General features: G+C 72.8%; 18 protein-coding genes. 11 read left to right on the top strand and 7 right to left on the bottom strand.

The features are described from left to right. Positions 1–85 precede the first annotated feature (85 nt). The 10 genes from ACZ7LY_RS13170 to ACZ7LY_RS13125 all read left to right on the top strand — a co-directional run bounded on the left by ACZ7LY_RS13170 (position 86) and on the right by ACZ7LY_RS13125 (position 9,571). Complete coding sequence (locus ACZ7LY_RS13170; protein WP_471624640.1) at positions 86–391, top strand: acyl carrier protein; 306 nt, start codon at positions 86–88, stop codon at positions 389–391. Beyond that, the gene (locus ACZ7LY_RS13165) at positions 391–3,396 is read left to right on the top strand and encodes a type I polyketide synthase (RefSeq protein WP_471624639.1); all 3,006 of its coding nucleotides are present in this window, start codon (positions 391–393) and stop codon (positions 3,394–3,396) included. Before ACZ7LY_RS13170 ends, ACZ7LY_RS13165 begins: the two co-directional genes overlap by 1 nt. Next, positions 3,393–4,445 carry a 3-oxoacyl-ACP synthase III family protein gene (locus ACZ7LY_RS13160; RefSeq protein ID WP_471624638.1) on the top strand — a complete coding sequence of 351 codons (1,053 nt, stop codon included), beginning with the start codon at positions 3,393–3,395 and terminating at the stop codon, positions 4,443–4,445. The genes ACZ7LY_RS13165 and ACZ7LY_RS13160 overlap by 4 nt, the downstream gene beginning before the upstream one ends. Beyond that, positions 4,442–4,687 carry an acyl carrier protein gene (locus ACZ7LY_RS13155; RefSeq protein WP_471624637.1) on the top strand — a complete coding sequence of 82 codons (246 nt, stop codon included), beginning with the start codon at positions 4,442–4,444 and terminating at the stop codon, positions 4,685–4,687. The genes ACZ7LY_RS13160 and ACZ7LY_RS13155 overlap by 4 nt, the downstream gene beginning before the upstream one ends. Then, positions 4,684–5,565 (top strand): 2-oxo acid dehydrogenase subunit E2, encoded by an 882-nt coding sequence (locus ACZ7LY_RS13150; protein WP_471624636.1) that lies wholly within the window; start codon positions 4,684–4,686, stop codon positions 5,563–5,565. The genes ACZ7LY_RS13155 and ACZ7LY_RS13150 overlap by 4 nt, the downstream gene beginning before the upstream one ends. Continuing rightward, entirely contained in the window at positions 5,519–6,346 is an 828-nt protein-coding gene (locus ACZ7LY_RS13145; RefSeq protein WP_471624716.1) for a 4'-phosphopantetheinyl transferase family protein, read from the top strand. The genes ACZ7LY_RS13150 and ACZ7LY_RS13145 overlap by 47 nt, the downstream gene beginning before the upstream one ends. Before the next feature lie 471 nt (positions 6,347–6,817). Continuing rightward, the gene (locus ACZ7LY_RS13140) at positions 6,818–7,231 is read left to right on the top strand and encodes a DUF4260 family protein (protein ID WP_471624635.1); all 414 of its coding nucleotides are present in this window, start codon (positions 6,818–6,820) and stop codon (positions 7,229–7,231) included. Between the two features lie 18 nt (positions 7,232–7,249). Further along, the gene (locus tag ACZ7LY_RS13135) at positions 7,250–8,395 is read left to right on the top strand and encodes an alpha/beta hydrolase (RefSeq protein WP_471624634.1); all 1,146 of its coding nucleotides are present in this window, start codon (positions 7,250–7,252) and stop codon (positions 8,393–8,395) included. Next, the gene (locus ACZ7LY_RS13130) at positions 8,388–8,570 is read left to right on the top strand and encodes a hypothetical protein (protein WP_471624633.1); all 183 of its coding nucleotides are present in this window, start codon (positions 8,388–8,390) and stop codon (positions 8,568–8,570) included. Before ACZ7LY_RS13135 ends, ACZ7LY_RS13130 begins: the two co-directional genes overlap by 8 nt. 5 nt (positions 8,571–8,575) lie before the next feature. After that, entirely contained in the window at positions 8,576–9,571 is a 996-nt protein-coding gene (locus ACZ7LY_RS13125) for an alpha/beta fold hydrolase (protein WP_471624632.1), read from the top strand. A gap of 105 nt (positions 9,572–9,676) precedes the next feature. On the opposite strand, the gene fdxA is transcribed toward ACZ7LY_RS13125, so the two are convergent. From fdxA to ACZ7LY_RS13110, 3 genes are read right to left on the bottom strand one after another with little or no spacing between them, the layout of a single operon-like run. Beyond that, positions 9,677–9,997 (bottom strand): ferredoxin, encoded by a 321-nt coding sequence (gene fdxA / locus ACZ7LY_RS13120; RefSeq protein WP_471624631.1) that lies wholly within the window; start codon positions 9,995–9,997, stop codon positions 9,677–9,679. After that, positions 9,994–11,028 (bottom strand): 2-oxoacid:ferredoxin oxidoreductase subunit beta, encoded by a 1,035-nt coding sequence (locus ACZ7LY_RS13115; RefSeq protein WP_471624630.1) that lies wholly within the window; start codon positions 11,026–11,028, stop codon positions 9,994–9,996. The genes fdxA and ACZ7LY_RS13115 overlap by 4 nt, the downstream gene beginning before the upstream one ends. Beyond that, the gene (locus tag ACZ7LY_RS13110) at positions 11,018–12,913 is read right to left on the bottom strand and encodes a 2-oxoacid:acceptor oxidoreductase subunit alpha (RefSeq protein ID WP_471624629.1); all 1,896 of its coding nucleotides are present in this window, start codon (positions 12,911–12,913) and stop codon (positions 11,018–11,020) included. Before ACZ7LY_RS13110 ends, ACZ7LY_RS13115 begins: the two co-directional genes overlap by 11 nt. Before the next feature lie 266 nt (positions 12,914–13,179). On the opposite strand from ACZ7LY_RS13110, the gene ACZ7LY_RS13105 reads away from it, so the two are divergent. Further along, complete coding sequence (locus tag ACZ7LY_RS13105; RefSeq protein WP_471624628.1) at positions 13,180–13,812, top strand: NADH oxidase; 633 nt, start codon at positions 13,180–13,182, stop codon at positions 13,810–13,812. A gap of 94 nt (positions 13,813–13,906) precedes the next feature. Here ACZ7LY_RS13105 and ACZ7LY_RS13100 read toward each other — a convergent pair whose 3' ends face one another. The 4 genes from ACZ7LY_RS13100 to ACZ7LY_RS13085 form a co-directional block, all read right to left on the bottom strand. Next, the gene (locus tag ACZ7LY_RS13100) at positions 13,907–14,515 is read right to left on the bottom strand and encodes a response regulator transcription factor (RefSeq protein WP_471624627.1); all 609 of its coding nucleotides are present in this window, start codon (positions 14,513–14,515) and stop codon (positions 13,907–13,909) included. Positions 14,516–14,554: 39 nt separating this feature from the next. Further along, entirely contained in the window at positions 14,555–15,811 is a 1,257-nt protein-coding gene (locus tag ACZ7LY_RS13095) for a sensor histidine kinase (RefSeq protein WP_471624626.1), read from the bottom strand. Positions 15,812–15,958: 147 nt separating this feature from the next. Beyond that, positions 15,959–18,274 carry a TOMM precursor leader peptide-binding protein gene (locus ACZ7LY_RS13090; RefSeq protein WP_471624625.1) on the bottom strand — a complete coding sequence of 772 codons (2,316 nt, stop codon included), beginning with the start codon at positions 18,272–18,274 and terminating at the stop codon, positions 15,959–15,961. After that, entirely contained in the window at positions 18,271–18,453 is a 183-nt protein-coding gene (locus tag ACZ7LY_RS13085) for a hypothetical protein (protein ID WP_471624624.1), read from the bottom strand. Before ACZ7LY_RS13085 ends, ACZ7LY_RS13090 begins: the two co-directional genes overlap by 4 nt. Positions 18,454–18,474 lie beyond the last annotated feature (21 nt).

Below are 18,474 nucleotides of genomic sequence, written 5' to 3'. Positions count from 1 at the left end.
CCGGCCGCCGCGACCCGTACCGCCCGCTTCGACTCGTACCGCCTGTTCCGACTCGTACCGCCCGTCTCGCCCTCAGGAGTGCACCGTGACCGCTACCCCTTCCGCCGCCTCGCCCGCCTCCCTGGCCGACCACACCCGTGACACGCTGATCACCTGGCTGTCGGACCGCATCGCGCTCTACTTGAAGCGGCAGCCCGCCGAGATCGACCCGAGCGTGCCGCTGGCCGAGTACGGGCTCGACTCGGTCGCCGCGTTCAGCCTGTGCGGGGACATCGAGGAGGACTTCGACTTCGTCCTGGAGCCGACGGCCGCCTGGGACTACCCGACCGTGCAGGCCCTCGCCGATCACCTCCTGGAGGAGTTCGCCGGCGCGCAGGGCGGCGCCCGCTGATGGAACCCATCGCCATCGTCGGCATCGACTGCCGGTTCCCCGGCGCGCCGGACACGCGCGCCTACTGGGACCTCCTGATGCGCTCAGGCGACGGGGTCGGTGAGGTGCCCCGGCTGCGCTGGAACGCCGAGGAGTTCCACGAGGCGTCCGGCGCGCCGGGCCGCACCAACACCACGCAGGGCGGCTTCATCGCCGACCCCGACGCCTTCGACAACGAGTTCTTCACCATCTCGCCGCGCGAGGCGCAGGCCATGGACCCGCAGCAGCGGCTGCTGCTCCAGGCGTCGTGGCGGGCCGTCGAGGACGCCGGCATCGCGCCCGGCACCCTCGCGGGCAGCGGCGCGGGCGTGTTCGTCGGCATCATGGGCAACGAGTGGGCGCAACTGCATCTGACCGACTACGACCATGTCACCGCGCAGATCGGCTCCGGCAACGGCTACTGCATGACCGCCAACCGGATCTCCTACCACCTGGATCTGAAGGGGCCCTCGCTCGCCGTCGACACCGCCTGCTCCTCGTCGCTGGTCGCCGTGCACCTGGCGGCGAACGCCCTGCTGTCCGGGGAGTGCGACGTGGCGCTCGCGGGGGGCGTGAACGTCGCCATGACCCCGGCCCTGTCCATCTTCTACACGCAGGCCGGGCTGTCGGCGCCGGACGGCCGCTGCAAGCCGTTCAGCGCGCAGGCCGACGGGATCGGGCGCGGCGAGGGCGTCGGCGTGGTCGTGCTGCGCCGCCTCGCGGACGCCCTCGCGGACGGGCAGCGGGTGTACGCGGTCCTGCGCGGCACCGCCGTCAACCAGGACGGCCGCAGCAACGGCATCACCGCGCCGAACCGGTGGGCGCAGCAGGACGTGCTGGCCGCCGCGTACCGCAGGGCCGGGGTGGAGCCCTCGGACGTGACGTTCGTCGAGGGGCACGGCACGGGCACCGCGCTCGGCGACATGATGGAGGTCAAGGCGCTCGGCCACCACCACGCCTCCCGTACGGGCAAGCCGCTGGCGCTCGGCTCGGTCAAGGGCAACCTCGGGCACACCGAGGGCGCCGCCGGGATCGCCGGGCTGATCAAGGTGGCGCTGTCGCTGCACCACCGGGTGGTGCCGGCGAGCCGGTTCGCGGCGAAGGAGAACCCGTCGCTGAAGCTCCGCGAGCACGGCATACGGCTGCTGAAGGCGCCGCTGCGACTGCCCGCGCAGGGGGTCGTGGCGGGCCTGAGCAGCTTCGGCATGGGCGGCACGAACGCGCACGCCGTACTGGAGAGCGCCCCGCCGCCCGCGCAGCGGCCCGCCGGGGACACGGCGGGGCTCGGCACGGCCGTGTTCACGCTGACGGCGCCGGGCGCGGACGCGCTGCGCCGCAATCTGCTCGCGCAGGCCGACGCGGTGGAGCGGGGCCGGGCCCCGGTCGGGGCGCTCGCCTGGACCAGCAACAAGGTCAAGGCGGGGCACCGCTACCGGTTCGCGGTCGGCGCCTCGGACACCGCCGGCCTCGCGGCGCGGCTGCGGGATGCCGCCGCGGACGACGCGGTCCTCACCCGGCTCGCGGGCCAGCCGGCGGCGCGCCCGGAGACGGCGTTCCTGTTCACCGGGCAGGGCTCGCAGTACCCGGCGATGACGGCGGGCCTGTACCGGGAGTCGGCGCTGTACCGGGGCTTCCTCGACGAGGCGGACGCGGCGCTCCTGCCGCACACGGGCGGTTCCGTACGGGACCTGCTGCTCGCCGGTGACGAGGACGTGCACCGCACGCGGTGGACCCAGCCGGCGCTGTTCGCCGTGGAGTTCGCGCTCGGCCGCACGCTCGAAGCGCTCGGGGTGCGTCCGGCGGCGCTGCTCGGACACAGCGTCGGGGAGTACGCGGCGGCGGTGCTCGCGGGCGCCCTTGACCTGGCGGGCGCGGCCCGGCTGATCGCGGCGCGCGGCGCCCTGATGCAGGAACTCCCCGAGGGCGGCGGCATGCTCGCGGTCCGGGCCCCGTACGAGGAGACCGCCGCCCGGGTCGCCGGCGAGCCGCTCGTCGGCGTGGCCGCGGTCAACGGGCCGCAGGCGACGGTCCTCTCCGGCGACCTCACCGCGCTCGCGCGGATCGAGGAGGAGCTGACCGGCGAGGGCGTGCGCACCCGCCGCCTGACCGTCTCGCACGCGTTCCACTCGCCGCTGATGGAGCCGATGCTGGAGAAGTTCGCCGCGCTCGCCGACGAGGTGGGCGGCGACGCGCCGCGCGTGCCGGTGTACTCGACGGTGTACGGGCGGCTGTTGGAGGACGAGCCGATGGACGCCGCGTACTGGGTGGCGCACGTCAGCGCGCCCGTGCTGTTCGCGGACGCCGCCGGGGCGCTGCTGGAGGAGGGCGCCACGCACGCCGTGGAGATCGGGCCGCGCCCGGTGCTGCTCGGCATGCTGCGCACGCTCGGCGCCGGGCCCACGCCGGTGGTGCCGGTGCCCGACGAACACGCGGGCAGCGCCCAACTCGCGGATGCGGTAGCCGAGTTGTACCGGGGTGGGGTGGAGCCTGACTGGGACGCGGTGTACGCGCCGCGCGACCGGGCGGGCCAGCCGCTCGCGCCGTACGCGTTCAGCGACCGGCACCGCTACTGGGCGGCCCGCACCCCCACCCGTACGGCGGCGCCCCTCGCGGCGGCCGCCGAACCCGCGCCCGCGCCCGCCGCTGAGCCGGTGGACGCGCGGCCGGTGCATCCGGCGGTCGCCGTCCTCGACGTGGGGCGCGGCCGGACGGACGGGCCGGTGGCGCGGGCCGCGCTGGAGGCCGTCGGCCTGGTCGGCGGCTACTCCCCCGACGAGCTGAGCCCCGAGCTGCGGCTCTACGAAGACCTCGGTTTCGACTCCGTGATGGTCATGGAGCTGAAGTCCCGCCTTGAGGAACGCCTCACGGGACTCGGCGACCTGACCGTCCAGGACCTGCTGCCCCGGCTCGCGACGATCGCGGAGCTGGTCGGCTTCCTGCACGAACTCGACGCCGTCGCCCCCGGATCCGAAGAGAGGACGGCATGACCCAGGCAGACCCGGCACAAGAGGCGCGCACCGCGCCGACCGCCCACCTCGCGTCCATCGGGACCGCCCTGCCGGGCGAGCCGGTGGACAACGCCCAGCTCGCCAAGGTGCTCGGCGTCAACGAGGAGTGGATCGAGGTCTTCATCGGCACGAAGACCCGGCACTTCGCGCGTGACCTCGCCACCGGCGAGATCCGCTACTCGCTCGCGGACCTGTGCGCGGACGCGGCCCGCAAGGCGCTGGACGCGGGCCCGGTGGACGCCGCCGACATCGACTTCGTCGTCCTCGGCACGGCCACCCCGGACACGCTGATGCCGGCGACCGTCAACAACGTCGTCGACCAGCTCGGCCTCGACCAAGTGCCCACGTTTCAGCTCCAGTCGGGGTGCGCGGGCGCGGTGCAGGCGCTCAGCGTGGCGCAGACGATGATCGCGTCGGGGCAGTACCGCAACGGGCTCGTCATCGGCGGCGACGTGTGCAGCAAGCACCTCGACGTGCAGCGCGACCTGTCCGGCGCGGCCCCCAGCGACCTCGTCAACTTCGTCCTGTTCGGGGACGGCGCCGGCGCGGCCGTGCTCAGCGCCGACGCGGTCGGCGAGCGGGTCGCCGTACGGCATGTGCTGAACCGGTTCACCGGGCTCGGCCGCAAGCCGGGGCAGGTCATCGAGTGGTTCGGGCTCGCCGACCGCTACGACGACCGGCAGGCGCTCACCGAGGACTACAAGGCCATCGAGGAGGGCGTCCCGGTGATGGCCGTGGAGATCCTGTGGGAGCTGCTCGGTGAACTCGACTGGGACGCCGACGAGTTGGACTACCTGCTGCCGCCGCAGCTGTCGGGCCGCATGACGAAGAAGATCGCCGAGGAGCTGGGCGTGCCCACCGCCCGCGAGATCTCCTGCGTCGCCGCGACCGGCAACAACGGCAACGCCCTGCCGTTCTTGCAGATCGCGGGGCTCCTGGACGAGATGAAGGCGGGCGAGAAGGCCCTCGCCGTCGCCGTCGAGTCCAGCAAGTGGATCAAGGCCGGTTTCGCCCTGGAGAAGATATGACCCACACCGCCGCCCCCTTCACCCTCGACGACTTCGCAGCGCTGGTCCGCGACGAGATCGGCATGCCGCTGAAGGACGAGCAGGTCGCCGCCGACTTCGACGAACTGCCCGACTGGGACTCCCTGTACCTGCTGAAGCTGGTCACCGCGCTGGAACTGGCGACGGGCCGCCCGGTGCCGGTCGGCAAGGTCCTGGAGGCCCGCTCCCTCAAGGGCATCTACGACCTGGCGGTGGGCGGATGAGCCCGGCCCCCGCGCACGGCTCGCACACCGTCATCGAGCGGCGCCGCCGGCACACCCTCTTCTTCCTGGAGTGGGCGCAGTCCCAGCGCCCGGTGCACCTGGACACCGACATCGACATGACGCGCGTACGGGAACACCGCGAGCGGGCCCGCGCCGAGGGCCTGCGGTACTCGTACGTGACGTACCTGCTGCACGCCGCGGGCCGGGCGCTGGCCCGGCACCCCGAGACCAACGCGGTGATGGCGCCGGGCTGGCCCGGTTTCGTGCGCGCGCCGCGGATCGTACGGTTCCGGTCGGTGACGGCGAAGCTGGCGCTGGACCGGCGCGTGGACGGGGAGCGGGCCGTGCTTTCGGCGCTCGTGCCCGGTCTTGAGCGGGCGTCGCTGCGCGAGATCCAGGAGCAGGTCGACCGCTACCGCGACGAACAGGCCGCGGACCTGCCCGAGTTCAAGGGCGTACGGGCGCTGGGGCGGCTGCCGCTGCCGCTCGGGCGGGCCGCGTTCGCGGCGGCGCTGCGGGATCCGCGCAAGCGGCCCGGGGTGTTCGGCACCGTCTCCGTCAGCTCCCTCGGGCAGGGCGCCGTCGACGGGTTCCACTCGGCGGGCGGCACCGCCGTCACGCTGTGCGCGGGCCGTGTCGCACAGCGGCCCGTGGTCCGCGCCGACGGCACGCTGGCCGCGGCGCCCGTCATGCGGCTCGGGCTCACCTTCGACCACCGGGTGATCGACGGCGGGGTCGCGGCCGACCTGCTGACCGATCTCCACGACACGATGGAGGCCTTCGATGACGGCTCCAGGGGGTACGGCCCCGCCGCGCACGCTCGGGGAGCCGATCGTGATCACGGGCCCGGGCGGGAACTGGCCGGCAGTCCGCGCTGACCTCGACCGGCACCGCGCCGCGATCCTCTACGCCCGCCTGGACGACTGGCGTCCGGAGCGGGCCGGGGGGCCGCGGCTGCGGGCGCTGCTCGGGCGGGACTGGGCGCGGTTCCTCGAACTGACCCACCCGGACGTGCGCACGCGGTTCGCCTCCTCGCGGGTGCTGCTCAAGTTCGCGGCGGCGGCGGCGCTCCATGTGCCGCCGCAGTCCGTGGAGCTGGGGTACACGCACACCGGGCGGCCGTTCCTGCGCGGGTACGACGGCGTGCACATCAGCCTCAGCCACACCGACGAACTCCTCCTCGTGGGGCTCGCCACCGGGGGTGTCATCGGCGTCGACGCGGAGCGCGCGGACCGCAAGCTGTACGGGCCCGGGCTCGGGCGGCATCTGTGCACCCCGCACGAGGTGACCGAGATCGAGGCGATGCCGGAGGAGGACCGCAATCCGGCGCTCGTGCGGCTGTGGACGCTGAAGGAGGCGTACAGCAAGGCGATCGGGCTCGGCATGCAGTTCCGCTTCACGGACTTCGGGTTCCGGCCCGACGGAACGCCGACGGATGTCCTGCGGCCGGACGGGCGGCCCGGGTCGGACGGGGAGTGGACGTTCCGTACGTACGGGTTGGATGACACGTATGTCGTGAGCGTGGCGGTGGGGGATGCGGGGTTCGGGGCGGCGGGGGACACGGCGGCCGGCACGGCCCTTGACGCCGGCATCGTGGACGCCCTCTCCGAAGTCCTCGGCACGGAAGACCCCGTCCAGGACCCGGACCCTTGGTGGTAGCCCCAGCTGAGACCAGCCCCCGGCTCCTCAATCGCCGGAGGGGCTTGATTTACCGGCGTTGAGGTGAGCCCCGCCAGGGGCGCGGGGAACTGCGCGACCAGCCACGACGCACCCGGCACTCTGGGGCTCCGCCCCAGACCCCGCTCCTCAATCGCCGGAGGGGCTTGATTTACCGGCGCTGAGGTGAGCCCCGTCAGGGGCGCGGGGAACTGCGCGAGAAGCCCCACCGGGGCTGCACCCGACGCACAACGTGCACTTACCCCGCGCTGGGTGCCGCCTTGCCCACCCTGCCGCCCCAGGCGGCAGATTGCCCAAGGCGGCGGGGCGCCGAAGAAGTGCCGGGGTTGCAGCCCCGTCAGGGGCGCGGGGAACTGCGCATGTAGTGGGCCTGGGCGTCGAACCCCACAAGCCCCGCGCTAGCGGCCGGCGGGAGAGTCGGGGGGTGAGAGATTCCGCGTAAGGAGATGCCGTATGGCAGTCCGGACAAGCCGCACCCCCATCACCCCCACCCCCCGGGACACGTTCACCTGGAGAACCCCGACCGGCCGCCTCCTGAGCGCAGCCGTAGGAACGGCGACGCTCACCGCCGCGCTGGCCATCGGCGGAGCCCTGAGCCCCGCGTTCTGGACCGCCCTGATCGCCCCGGACCTGGCGTTCCTGCACAAGGGCGAGACCCCCTCCCCGGGCCCCGGCCACATGTCGCCGGACACCGTGCCCCTGTACAACACCCTGCACGACCCGCGCCTCGCCGCCGGCACCCTGACCGCGGGCGCGCTCTCCGGTTCCCGCACGCTCCTGCTGGCGGGGCTGGGCTGGACGACGCACATCGCCGTGGACCGCGCGTTCGGCTTCGGCCCCCGCCGCCCCGACGGCGCCATCCACTGACTCGACGGACGGGAAGCCATGGACCACCTGCAAGAGCTGACGGAGTTCGCCCGGCTGCACGCGCGCGGCCAGGGCATGCGCCCCGATCACGTCGAAGCCGTACTGTCCCGCGTCACGGGCGACACGACCGGCGACCCGGCGTCGTGGGCGACCGTGTGGACCGGCGCGGGCAAGGTCGCCGAGGCCCGCGGTGACCTGCTCGACGCCTGCCGCCACTACGCCCTGGCCCGCTTCCCGTACCCCTCGGACGGCGACCGGGTCCTCGCCCAGCACCTGTGCGTGGAGGTGTTCGACCGCTGGCGGCAGCAGCGCCAGGGCATCCAACGCCTCGAACTGCGCTCCCCCGAGGGCACGTTCACCGCGTGGGCGAGCGGCCTGGACGCGCAGCGCCCGAAACCGCTGGTCGTCGTCATGGGCGGCATCGTCAGCGTGAAGGAGCAGTGGGCGCCGCTGCTGCCGCTGCTGCGCAAGCTGGGCTTCGCGGCCGTCGTCACCGAGCTGCCCGGCGTCGGCGAGAACACCCTGCGCTACTCCCCCGACTCCTGGCGCATGCTGCCCTTCCTGTTCGACAGCCTGGCCGGCCGGGCGAAGGTCGCGGACACGTCGATGCTGGCGCTCAGCTTCAGCGGCCACATGGCGTTGCGGGCCGCCGCCGAGGACCGCCGGGTGCGGCGCGTGCTGACGGTCGGCGCGCCCGTCGCGGACTTCTTCACCGACACGGCGTGGTGGCCGCGCGTCCCCCGCATCACCAAGGACACCCTCCAGCGCCTCACCCACAGCACATCGGAGGCCGAACTGCGTTCTCAGTTCCCCGAGTTCGCGCTCTCCCCGCAGGAACTGCGCCGCGTGCGCGTGCCCGTACGGTACGTCGCCTCCGCCCGCGACGAGATCATCCCGGCCCGCGACCAGGCCCTGCTGCGCCGCGATCTGCCGGACGTCCGCTTCAAGGAGTTCGACGACGTGCACGGCTCCCCGGCCCATCTGGGCGCGACGCGGCGCTGGCTGTTCGGCTCGCTGCTGCGGCTGCGGCTGCGCGGGGCGCCCGCCGAGGAACTGACCGTCGCCGCTGCCGCCCGTACCGCCGAGAACCCGCTCTCCGACGCACCGCACTTCGACGCACCGACCTCCGACGCACCGTTCGAGAAGAGGCCACGCCATGACTGACGCCGCTCCGTCCTCGCGCCGCTCCGCCTCGGTCCGCCCCTGGCAGTCCCTGGCCTCGCTCGGTGTGACCGAGAACGATCTGACCACCGTCCACCACCGGCCCATCGTGCCGTCGAGGCAACCCGGCGAGCGGCCGGGTGAACGGCACCACCGCCGCGGATCCCAGGGGGCCTGACCACCATGACCGCGCCCACCGGCGGCTCCCGCATCCGGATGCGCTACCGCACCGTGCACGGCTACCGCCGTGCCTTCCGGATGGCGGGCAAGGGCCGCGCGATCCTGCTCATCCACGGCATCGGCGACTCCTCCGACACCTGGCGGGACGTCATGCCGGGCCTGGCCCGCGACTACCGGGTCATCGCCCCCGACCTGCTCGGCCACGGCGCCTCCGACAAGCCGCGCGCCGACTACTCGCTCGCCGCGTACGCGAACGGCATGCGGGACCTGCTCGGCGTCATCGGCGTCGAACGGGTCACCCTCGTCGGGCACTCGCTGGGCGGCGCCGTCGCCATGCAGTTCGCGTACCAGTTCCCCGAGCGCTGCGACCGGCTCGTGCTGGTCGGCACCGGCGGTGTCAGCCGCCAGGTCACGCCGCTGCTGCGGGCGGCGACCTTGCCGGGTGCCGAACTCCTGCTGATGGCACTGCGGTTGCCGACGATGCGCACCCAGGTCGGGCTCGCGGTGAAGGCGCTCCAGTTCCTCGACACGGACCTCGGGGTGGACGCCCCCGACCTGCTGCGGGTCGTGGACGCGCTGCCCGACGGCACCTCGCGCAACGCGTTCATCCGCACGCTGCGCGCGGTCGTGGACTGGCGCGGGCAGGTCGGCACGATGCTCGACCGCTGCTATCTCGCGCAGGGCATGCCGACGATGCTGGTGTGGGGCGGCCGGGATCAGGTGGTGCCGTCCGCGCACGCGGGCCTCGGGCACGTGGCGATGCCGGGCAGCCGGCTGGAGATCTTCGAGGACGCGGGCCACTTCCCGTTCCGTACGGACCCGCAGCGCTTCGAGCGGGTCCTGCGGGACTTCATCGCCACCACCGAGCCCGCCCAGTACAGCGCCGAGCAGTGGCGGCGCATGCTGCGTACCCGCAAGGCCGCGGCCCGCCCCGACCGCCCGTCCGCCCCGCCCGAGACACTCGAAGCGCCGGGCGCCTCCGAGGTGCGTACGGCCTGACCCGCACATCGCCCGCCAACCACCGCGGCCCCTCCCGGAGTTCGGGAGGGGCCGCGGGCGTTCGGGTGGGGCTGCGGGCGATGCCGTACGGGGTTCAGGGCGCCGTCAGTTGGGCGCCTTGACGGGCTCCGCTGCGACCACCGGGTGGTCGGCGGGGAAGACGCCGGCGGCGGAGGCGCCGCCCGAGACGCCGGAGGCGAACACCTCCTGGTCGGCGCTGCCGTACCCGGCCCACTCGGCGGGCAGGGAGTCCTCGTAGAAGATCGCCTCGACCGGGCAGACGGGCTCGCAGGCGCCGCAGTCCACGCACTCGTCGGGGTTGATGTACATCTTGCGGGGGCCCTCGTAGATGCAGTCGACGGGGCACTCGTCGACGCACGCCTTGTCCTTGAGGTCCACGCAGGGCTGGGCGATGACGTAGGTCATGAGGAACGCTCCACGGTCCAGGTGTCGGTGCCGGTCAGGAGGGACGCGAGGTCGCCCTTGCCGTACTGCTCGACGGCGTCGTCGAGCTGGTCGTTCAACTGCCGGTCGTACAGCGGCCGTTCGACGTCACGCAGGACGCCGATGGGCGTGTGGTGCAGGGTGTGGGGGTCGGCGAGACGGGACAGGGCGAAGGCCGTCGTCGGGGAGGCCGCGTGGGCGTCGTGGACGAGGATGTCGGACTTGTTGCCCTCGGTCACGGCGACGACGCGCAGGTCGCCGGTGGCGGGGTCGCGGACGACCCCCTTGGAGCCTCCCCCGGCACCGAACGTGATGGGCTGCCCGTGTTCGAGGCGTACGAGGGTCTCCTCGGCCCGCTGCTTGTCCTTCAGGGCGTCGAAGGCGCCGTCGTTGAAGATGTTGCAGTTCTGGTAGATCTCCACGAGCGCGGTACCGGGGTGAGCGGCGGCGGCCCGCAGCACGGAGGTGAGGTGCTTGCGGTCGGAGTCGATGGACCGCGCGACGAAGGACGCGCCGGCCCCGATGGCGAGCGACAGCGGGTTGAAGGGCGCGTCGAGGGAGCCCATCGGCGTGGACTTGGTGATCTTGCCGACCTCGGACGTGGGGCTGTACTGGCCTTTGGTGAGTCCGTAGATGCGGTTGTTGAAGAGGAGGATCTTGAGGTTGACGTTGCGGCGCAGGGCGTGGATGAGGTGGTTGCCGCCGATGGAGAGGGCGTCGCCGTCCCCGGTGACGACCCAGACACTCAAGTCCCGCCGGGAGGAGGCGAGTCCGGTGGCGATGGCGGGGGCACGGCCGTGGATGGAGTGCATCCCGTAGGTGTTCATGTAGTACGGGAAACGAGAGGAGCAGCCGATGCCGGAGACGAAGACGATGTTCTCCTTGGCGATGCCGAGTTCGGGCATGAAGCCCTGGACGGCGGCGAGGATCGCGTAGTCACCGCAGCCGGGGCACCAGCGCACTTCCTGGTCCGACTTGAAGTCCTTGGCGAGCAGCGGGAGTTCAACGGGCATGGAGCACTTCCTCCAGTACGTGGGCGAGCTGCTCGGCCTTGAACGGCATGCCGTTGACCTGGTTGCAGGAGTGCGCGTCGACCAGGTAGCGGGCGCGGACGAGGGTGGCGAGCTGGCCGAGGTTCATCTCGGGCACGACGACCTTGTCGTACCGCTTCAGCACGTCACCGAGGTTCTTCGGGAACGGGTTCAGATGCCGCAGATGCGCCTGCGCGATCCGCTCCCCGGCCCCCCGCAGCCTGCGTACCGCAGCCGTGATCGGGCCGTACGTCGAACCCCAGCCGAGCACGAGCGTGGTCGCCTCACCTGACGGGTCGTCCACGTCCAGATCCGGTACGTCGATGCCGTCGATCTTCGCCTGGCGGGTGCGGACCATGAAGTCGTGGTTGGCCGGGTCGTAGGAGATGTTGCCCGTGCCGTCCTGCTTCTCGATCCCGCCGATCCGGTGCTCCAGACCAGGGGTGCCGGGCACGGCCCAGGGGCGCGCCAAAGTGTGCGGGTCACGCTTGTACGGCCAGAAGACCTCGCTGCCGTCCTCCAGCGTGTGGTTCGGGCCCTGTGCGAACTGCACCCGCAGATCCGGGAGTTCGTCGACCTCGGGGATCCGCCAGGGCTCCGAGCCGTTGGCCAGGTAGCCGTCCGAGAGGAGGAAGACCGGGGTGCGGTACGTGACCGCGATGCGGGCCGCTTCCAGCGCCGCGTCGAAGCAGTCGGCGGGCGTGCAGGGGGCGATCACCGGGACGGGCGCCTCGCCGTTGCGGCCGTACATGGCCTGGAGGAGATCCGCCTGCTCCGTCTTGGTCGGCAGGCCGGTGGAGGGGCCGCCGCGCTGGATGTCCACGATCAGCAACGGCAGTTCGAGCGAGACCGCCAGCCCGATCGTCTCCGACTTCAACGCCACACCCGGACCCGAGGTCGTGGTGACGGCGAGAGAGCCGCCGAAGGCCGCGCCCAGCGCCGCGCCGATACCGGCGATCTCGTCCTCCGCCTGGAAGGTGCGTACACCGAAGTTCTTGTGCTTGGACAGCTCGTGCAGGATGTCCGAGGCCGGCGTGATCGGGTACGAGCCGAGGAACAGGGGCAGCCCGGTGCGTTCGGCGGCGCTCACGAGCCCGTACGAGAGCGCGAGGTTGCCGGAGATGTTGCGGTAGCGGCCTTCGGGGAACGCGGCGACCGCCGGGTCCACCTCGTAGGAGACGGCGAAGTCCTCGGTGGTCTCGCCGAAGTTCCAGCCGGCCCGGTAGGCGGCGATGTTGGCCTCGGCGATGTGCGGCTTCTTGGCGAACTTCCGCTTCAGGAAGGCTTCCGTGCCCTCGGTCGGCCGGTGGTACATCCAGGTCAGAAGGCCGAGCGCGAACATGTTCTTGCTGCGCTCCGCCTCCTTGCGGGACAGGCCGAACTCCTTCAGCGCGCCCACGGTCAGCGTCGTCAGCGGGACCGCGTGCAGCCGGTAGGCGTCCAGCGATCCGTCTTCCAGGGGCGAGGCCGCGTACCCCACCTTCTGGAGCGCCCGCGCGGTGAACTCGTCGCTGTCCACGATGACTTCGGCGCCGCCCGGCAGGTCCTGGATGTTCGCCTTCAGGGCGGCCGGGTTCATCGCCACCAGCACGTTCGGCGCGTCGCCGGGCGTGAGGATGTCGTGGTCCGCGAAATGCACCTGGAACGACGAGACGCCCGGGAGCGTGCCGGCGGGCGCCCGGATCTCGGCCGGGAAGTTCGGCAAGGTCGACAGATCGTTGCCGAACGACGCGGTCTGGGAGGTGAAGCGGTCCCCGGTGAGCTGCATGCCGTCACCCGAGTCGCCCGCGAACCGGATGACCACCCGCTCCAGACGCCGTACGTCCTTGCGGGGGATCTCCTTGCTTTCCACTGACAGAACGGCCACCGGCCGCCCCCTTCCCGTCGAGGCCATGGACGCCGCGGTCGCCGCGGCCCGCGGCTGAGTCGGCGCTCGGCAGCGACGGTAGGAACAGCGGCTTGTGACCGGCCAAAGCCCGCCCCGGGCGGCCCCGCACGCCCGTCTCGCGCGAGCCGTGAATTCTTCACGTCAGCGGCATGAACGCCTGCCTGTCGGCGGGCCGCCGCCGCGGCGGATACTCGGCCGACGCGCGGCGGACGCCCGGCCGTCCGCACTCAGGGAGGAGTGCCGCCATGACCCGGCCGCCGGCGGGAGCGCCGATCCATCTGTGGTCGCTGAGCGAGGACGTCGAGGTGCGCGCGTCCGACGACGCCGTGGTGCTGACCGGCCGGTTCGGCTCGGAGAAGCTGGACGATCCGAGCCCGCTCGTGCGCGAGGTGCTGCGCCGCATGGAGCTGGGCCCGATCCTCCCCGACAACGTCGCCGCGGACTACGCGGACGGCGACGGCGTGTGCCTGCTGCTCCTGCCGACGCTGAGCCGCCTCGCCCACATGACCGTACGGACGCTGTCGGTGGACGACCTGAAGGGCCCGCTGCTGTCGGTGTCGCCCGAGTCCCGGCAGGCGACGTTCGCGCCGCAGGAACTCCCGGACGCCGATCCGCTGCGGCTGCCGCGCGATGTGCGGCTCACCCTGGAGGACGCCGGGATATCCCTCCAGTCGCCCGCTTCCCTGCACCGGGTGGTGCTGCACCGGCCGGAGGCGGTGTGGGTGGTCGCCATGCTGGCGTGGCCGGTGACGCCCGGCGACGCGACGGAGGCGCTGCCGCTGCACCCGGACGTCACCGACGGCATCCTGCGCTATCTCGCGGCGGCCGGCATGGCCCAGCCGGTCACCGGTCCGCCCCCGGGCTTCACCGCGCCCTGAACCGGCCGCACCGCGCCCCGAGCGCAGCACGCCCCCCGAACCGGCCGCACCGTACCCCTGACGGCCCGCACCGCGCCCCGAGCGGGCCGTCGGGTCACAGCAGCCAGCCGGACTCCCGGGCGATGCGGATGGCGTCGACGCGGTTGCGTGCGTTGAGCTTGCTGACGATGGCCGTGAGGTAGTTGCGTACCGTGCCCGTCGTCAGATGCAGCAGGGACGCGATCTCGGGCGCCTCGGAGCCCTGCGCGGCCAGCTTCAGCACCTCGTTCTCCCGCTCGGTCAGCGGGTTCTCCGCGCCGCCCCACGCGGCGAGCGCGAGCTGCGGGTCGATGGCCCGCTGGCCGGCCGCGACCCTGCGTACCGCCTCGGCGAGCTGCTTGGGCGGGGCGTCCTTGAGGAGATAGCCGGAGACCTGCGCGGACAGGGCGCGGCGCAGGGTGCCGGGGCGGCCGAGGTTGGTGAGGACGAGGGTGCGGCAGGCGGGCACGGACTCGCGCAGCCGCTCGGCCGCCGTCAGCCCGTCGAGGCCCGGCAGGTCGATGTCGATGATGGCGACGTCCGGCCGGTGCTCCAGGGCGGCGGGGACGATCTCGTCGCCGCGTTCGAGTTCGACGACGACATCGAGATCGGATTCGAGATTCAACAAAGCGACCAGGGCGCCGCGGACCATGTTCATGTCCTCGGCAAGCAGAATCCGAATCATGGTTCCCCCGTAACCCGTTCGAATATTGACCGAATCCTATCAAGCGGAGGGCACTATTCGGCTGGTTGTCTTCTTCCGTACGCTCAACTTTTCGCCAAGAGCGTCCGTCGTCACCACCGTGGCCCGGACCGGGACTTCGGCCAGCAGCCGGAACGTATGGCCCTTGCGGGCGCCCGCCTCGATCCGGCCGCCTATGGCGCGCACCCGGGCGTCGAGGTTGGCGAGGCCGCTGCCGCCGTCCGGGGAGGGGTCGCGGTAGCCGGGGTCCACCCCGTCGTTGACCACGGACAGCCGCACGGTGGCGCCCAGGTGGTCGGCCTCGATGGTGCAGTGGGCGGCCTTGCTGTGCCGCAGCAGGTTGGTGACGGCCTCGCGCAGCACGGCGGCGAGGGCGGCGTCGCAGGGCGCGTCGAAGGGGCGCAGCCGCACCTGGGCGTCGAGCGCGATGTCGGCGGCGCTGAGCACCGAGCGGGCCGAGGCGATCTCCTGCTCAAGTGACATGTCCTGAAAGCCGCGTGCGACCCGGCGCACATCGGCCAGGGAGTCGCGGGCGACGCGTAACACGTCCTGGATCTCCTCCATGGCCCGCTCGGGGTGGCCGGGGATCAGGCGGTGCACCAGCTCGGTCTTGAGGGTGATCGTGGACAGGCCGAAGCCGAGCAGGTCGTGCAGGTCGCGGGCGAAGCGCAGGCGTTCCTCGGTGACGGCCATGTGCGCCAGCTCGCCGCGCGCCGCGTGCACCTCGGCGACCAGTTCGCTCAGCCGGGAGAGGCCGTACGTGACGAGGCCGGTGAGCAGCGTGGACTGGCAGAGGTAGACGGTGACGAGGACCGAGCGGTGCTCCAGGAGCGAGGGCACGACCAGGGAGAGGCCGACGAGCGCGTACAGCGGCCAGCCGACGCGCGGCGGCAGCAGGAGCAGCAGCGAGCCGGCGAGGAAGCCGGCCATGGCGCCCCACTCGGCGCGGAAGATGAGCAGGGGCAGGTACGTGAGCAGGGCCTGCGCGCCCAGTGTCATCAGGCGGCGGCGCAGCGGGGCGCGGTTGGCGCCGGGCGCGGAGTGGCGCAATTGCAGCGCGAGGACGAGGACGAGCGCGGCGATGGCGGCCACGGCGTGCCTGGTCGGCATGGGGGTGTCGAGGATGTTGAGCAGGATGACGACGGAGTAGCTGATGAGCGCCATCACGAGGATGGTGCGGGCGACCTTCGGCGGGAGCAGGTCCCGGCTTCTGCGGGGCGGGACGGCGCGTGCGCCGTCCCCGCCCACCCCCTCGTCGAACCGGTCCTGAGTCTGCATCGTCCGCGGCCTCTTCTCGCACGTCCGTCCCCACCGTGTGGGGATGATATGTGAAGGCCCTGAGAACCAGGGGCGGTCCGGAGAACGGCTGAAAAGAAACAGGTTCAGGCCGAGTTGATATCCAGATGTTCCGGTCGAATCGCCTTCTCAGACAAAGAGCGGCACGGGATTCAGAGCCTCGTACGGCAACGGTGTCTCCCGCCTGCCGAGCTGTACGGGAACGTCAAAGAGCCGCCCTGGCGCGAATCGTGCCCAGAAATGGCGCATTCCCGGTACCAGCACCTTCACCACCGGAACCTCCAAGTCCGGTCGTGTCTGGTCCAGTACGAGCAATTCCATTCCCCTCTCCCGTACGAGCGCGGTGATCGCCGTGACGTCGTCGAGCAGATCGGCCCGAGGCGTGTACGCCCAGTGGGCCGGGGTGCGCGGCGCGAGGGCGGGGTCGGGCGTGAGGTGGGGCTGCCCGGCCGTCGTCGCCGTGCGCCACCAGTGCAGCGGCTCGGGGTCGGTGACCGTGTACCCGGTGCCGTCGGGGCGTGCCTCGCAGACGGTGGGCAGGAGTTGGGCCAGTTCGGTCAGCGCCCGGCGCAGCGCGGTGGCCGGGTCGAAGTGGGCGCCGAAGCCGAACACGATGTCCTCGGCCGGCTTGTCCGTACGCCGCGACAGGGCGGCGAAGACCGGCACCCCGAGGTCGGAGGTGAGGTCGAGGACCCACAGGTCGCGGTGGACGCGGGCCAGTACCGTGCGCAGCCGCTCGGCGTAGGGCTCGTCGAACGCGTCGAGGTCGACGCCTGGCTGGCGGGTGCGGTTGTACCACCACAGGGCGACCGCGTCGCGCTCGACGACCTCGAAGAAGCCCTGTACGAGGGCGTCCTCGCGGCTGCTGCCCGCCGCGTTGCCGTTGGAGTCGGCGTACAGGCCGTCCGGGGTGGCCTCGCCGCGCGTGAAGTACAGCAGCGACGTGGGCAGCAGGCGCCGTGCCCCGGCGGTGAGCGACCAGACGGGCGTCCAGTCGGTGGGTTTGTCGTCGGCGAAGGGCACGGGCACGTACTGGAAGCTGGAGTGCCGCGCGTTCCACCGCTCCCGCTCGCGGAACTGCCGCTCGTCGTAGAGCTGGCAGGCGTACGGGTGGACGGCGTCGGCGCCGAGCGCGCGGTAGGTGTCGCGGACGACGGGCTCGTCGCCGTGGCGGGTGCCGCTGTACCGCTCGACGGCCTCGCACAACGCGCCGACCTGGGCCTCCGTCGCGGTGAGCCCTTTGCCGCCGCTGAGCGCGCGCAGCCCGGTGCGCAGGCCGGCGAGGGTGTGCGCGCCCATGGCGAGGTTGGGCCCGGACAGATACGAGACGAGGCCCTCCGGGGTGTGCGGCGCGGGCCGGATCTCCTTGACGATGCCGGTGACGGGCCCGATCAAGTGGCCGTGCCTGGCCAGCATCTGAGTGGGCGTCAGCGCACGGTGACCGCCCCCGCTGCCGTCCGCCTTGGGCCGCGACACGGGCGTGAACGGCCGCCGGACACGCTCGGCGACGATCTCCGGGTCACCGCAGGACCGGCACTGGGGGCGCTGGTCCACGCGGTGTTCGGTGACGCGCATGCGCAGGGTGTCCCAGGTGTGCAGCCGGCCCTGGGCGTCGTCGCGTATCCCGGCGAGCCACTTGGCGGCCTCCAGGACGGCGAGGTCCACGGCGAGGGAGCGGCCGGCGGCGAGGGAGGCCGGCGGGCGCGGCAGCGGCCCCCGGATGCCGAGGGCGCGCCGCACCGGGCGCTCGGCCTGCCGGTGCCCGACCAGCCGGACGCGCAGGCAGTGCCAGCAGGGCCCGTCGAAGGGGCGGAAGAACGGCCCGATCCACGGTTCGGCGCCGCACGCGCGCACCGGCAGCCAGGCCCGTCCGGCGGCCCGGTGCGCGGCGTCGATCTCGCCGAGGCGCGGGGCGAGGTAGTCGTCGCAGACCACGAGGGTGAGCGCGGCGTCCTCGGGTGCGGCGGCGAGGCCGATCCCGCTGGCGGCGCAGGCCGCGCGCACCGGCTCTGGATCGGCGCCGCCGACGGTCTCCAGCCACAGGGAGCCGGCGGCGAGCCGGGCGGCGACGGCGGCGCCGTCGAGCCCGGCGAGGTCCCAGTACGCCTCCGCCGTGCGTGTCGCGTCCGGGGCGAGGGCGTCCGCCGCGGCGCGCGGGTGGAGGCGGAGCAGCCCGGCGGCCGTCAGCTCGTCGAGCGAGCAGCGGATGGACTCGGGGTCGAGCGCGGGGCCGGCGTCCCGCAGGATGCCGGCCATGTCGCGGGTCCCGTCGAGCAGCGGCACGAGGAACTCGGCGTGCTCGCCGCGCAGGGCGGTGACCCCGCGCCGCGACACCAGATACGCGGCCTCGCCGGGGACGACGTGCGGGCGCAGGTGGAGCTTGAACCCCACCGTGCCGCCCGCCGCCGTCCCGGGCTCGGACCGTTCCCCCCCGGGTACGGTCATGCCGTGAGCGCTCCGAGCGCGGCGGTGGCGCGGGCGTCGGACTCGGCGACGATGCAGATGGTCACCAGGGCGGCGCCCTGGTCCGTGCCGTCCAGGTTCTCGATCACCAGACGCGGGCGGGCGCCGGTCGCGGTGGTGTGGTCCACGGGCTCGAAACGGTTCTGCATGACACTGGCCATGATCAAGGTGCCCCTTCGTGC

Source organism: Streptomyces sp. NPDC107550 (genome assembly GCF_055639095.1).
This window is presented reverse-complemented; position numbering and strand designations above follow the sequence as displayed.

Coding starts and splice junctions, on each gene's coding strand:
- ACZ7LY_RS13100 (WP_471624627.1), bottom strand. CDS start 14,515: ATGATTCGGATTCTGCTTGCCGAGGACATGAACATGGTCCGCGGCGCC.
- ACZ7LY_RS13150 (WP_471624636.1), top strand. CDS start 4,684: ATGAGCCCGGCCCCCGCGCACGGCTCGCACACCGTCATCGAGCGGCGC.
- ACZ7LY_RS13115 (WP_471624630.1), bottom strand. CDS start 11,028: ATGCCCGTTGAACTCCCGCTGCTCGCCAAGGACTTCAAGTCGGACCAG.
- ACZ7LY_RS13085 (WP_471624624.1), bottom strand. CDS start 18,453: ATGGCCAGTGTCATGCAGAACCGTTTCGAGCCCGTGGACCACACCACC.
- ACZ7LY_RS13125 (WP_471624632.1), top strand. CDS start 8,576: ATGACCGCGCCCACCGGCGGCTCCCGCATCCGGATGCGCTACCGCACC.
- ACZ7LY_RS13105 (WP_471624628.1), top strand. CDS start 13,180: ATGACCCGGCCGCCGGCGGGAGCGCCGATCCATCTGTGGTCGCTGAGC.
- ACZ7LY_RS13160 (WP_471624638.1), top strand. CDS start 3,393: ATGACCCAGGCAGACCCGGCACAAGAGGCGCGCACCGCGCCGACCGCC.
- ACZ7LY_RS13165 (WP_471624639.1), top strand. CDS start 391: ATGGAACCCATCGCCATCGTCGGCATCGACTGCCGGTTCCCCGGCGCG.
- ACZ7LY_RS13130 (WP_471624633.1), top strand. CDS start 8,388: ATGACTGACGCCGCTCCGTCCTCGCGCCGCTCCGCCTCGGTCCGCCCC.
- ACZ7LY_RS13135 (WP_471624634.1), top strand. CDS start 7,250: ATGGACCACCTGCAAGAGCTGACGGAGTTCGCCCGGCTGCACGCGCGC.
- ACZ7LY_RS13140 (WP_471624635.1), top strand. CDS start 6,818: ATGGCAGTCCGGACAAGCCGCACCCCCATCACCCCCACCCCCCGGGAC.
- ACZ7LY_RS13155 (WP_471624637.1), top strand. CDS start 4,442: ATGACCCACACCGCCGCCCCCTTCACCCTCGACGACTTCGCAGCGCTG.
- ACZ7LY_RS13090 (WP_471624625.1), bottom strand. CDS start 18,274: ATGACCGTACCCGGGGGGGAACGGTCCGAGCCCGGGACGGCGGCGGGC.
- fdxA (WP_471624631.1), bottom strand. CDS start 9,997: ATGACCTACGTCATCGCCCAGCCCTGCGTGGACCTCAAGGACAAGGCG.
- ACZ7LY_RS13095 (WP_471624626.1), bottom strand. CDS start 15,811: ATGCAGACTCAGGACCGGTTCGACGAGGGGGTGGGCGGGGACGGCGCA.